The sequence below is a fragment of the Methylobacterium sp. J-068 genome, assembly GCF_022829445.1.
Classification (GTDB): Bacteria; Pseudomonadota; Alphaproteobacteria; order Rhizobiales; family Beijerinckiaceae; genus Methylobacterium.
In genome coordinates, this window is record NZ_JAKSXY010000098.1 from 1 (window position 1) to 1,244 (window position 1,244).

The window sequence follows — 1,244 nt, forward strand, 5'->3', positions numbered from 1 at the left end:
GGAGGACGGCATGAAGAAAGTACATTCCGACGCGACGTCGGCTTTGGCCGGCGTGCTGAAGGACGGCATGACGATCATGTGCGGGGGCTTCGGCCTGTGCGGCATCCCGGATGCGCTGATCGACGCGGTGCGGGATTCGGGCGTGAAGGACCTCACGGTCGTCTCGAACAACGCGGGCATCGACGGCGTCGGCCTCGGCAAGCTCCTCGAGACCCGTCAGGTCGCCAAGATGATCTCGTCCTATGTCGGCGAGAACAAGGAATTCGCCCGGCAGTACCTCGGCGGCGAACTCGCCATCGAGTTCAACCCGCAGGGGACGCTGGCCGAGCGCATCCGCGCGGGCGGCGCCGGCATCCCGGCCTTCTACACCAAGACCGGCGTCGGCACCCTGATCGCCGAGGGCAAGGACGTGCGCGCGTTCGACGGCGAGGACTACGTGATGGAGCGCAGCCTGTTCGCGGATCTCGCCATCGTCCACGCCTGGAAGGGCGACACCGAGGGCAACCTGATCTACCGGAAGACGGCGCGGAACTTCAATCCGATGATGGCCACCGCCGCCCGGATCACGGTCGCGCAGGTCGAGCACCTGGTGCAGCCGGGCGAGATCGACCCCGACACCATCGTCACCCCCGGCATCTTCGTGAAGCGGATCGTCCACGTGCCGGTGCGCGAGAAGCGCATCGAGCAGCGCACCACGCGCAAGCGCGGCGAGCCCGCCACCGCCTGACCGCCCCTCGAGAGCCCGCTTAGGAGACCACGAACCATGGCCTGGACCCGCGAACAGATGGCCGAGCGCGCCGCGAAGGAGCTGCAGGACGGCTTCTACGTGAACCTCGGCATCGGCATCCCCACCCTCGTCTCGAACTACATCCCGGACGGCATGTCCGTGCAGCTGCAATCCGAGAACGGCATGCTCGGCATGGGGCCGTTCCCCTACGAGGGCGAGGAGGATGCCGACCTCATCAATGCCGGCAAGCAGACGATCACCGCGCTGCCGACCACCAGCTACTTCTCGTCCTCGGATTCGTTCGGGATGGTGCGGGGCGGGCACATCAACCTGTCGATCCTCGGCGCCATGCAGGTGGCGCAGAACGGCGATCTGGCCAACTGGATGATCCCGGGCAAGATGGTGAAGGGCATGGGCGGCGCCATGGACCTCGTGGCCGGCGTCAAGAAGGTGGTGGTGGTGATGGAGCACACCGCCAAGGGCAAGGACGGTTCGGAGAGCCCGAAACTGCTGGCCG

At 66.7% G+C, this 1,244-nt stretch carries 2 protein-coding genes; both read left to right on the forward strand.

The window, feature by feature from the left end; all coding sequences use genetic code 11:
• Positions 1-10 precede the first annotated feature (10 nt).
• Positions 11-727 (forward strand): CoA transferase subunit A, encoded by a 717-nt coding sequence (locus MKK54_RS16500; protein ID WP_244012293.1) that lies wholly within the window; start codon positions 11-13, stop codon positions 725-727.
• Positions 728-763: 36 nt separating this feature from the next.
• Positions 764-1,244: 3-oxoacid CoA-transferase subunit B (locus MKK54_RS16505; protein ID WP_244012292.1), on the forward strand; the 481-nt coding region annotated here is incomplete at its 3' end.

Excerpts from the sequence above, each read along its gene's own strand:
- MKK54_RS16500 (WP_244012293.1), top strand. The coding sequence starts at position 11 with ATGAAGAAAGTACATTCCGACGCGACGTCGGCTTTGGCCGGCGTGCTG.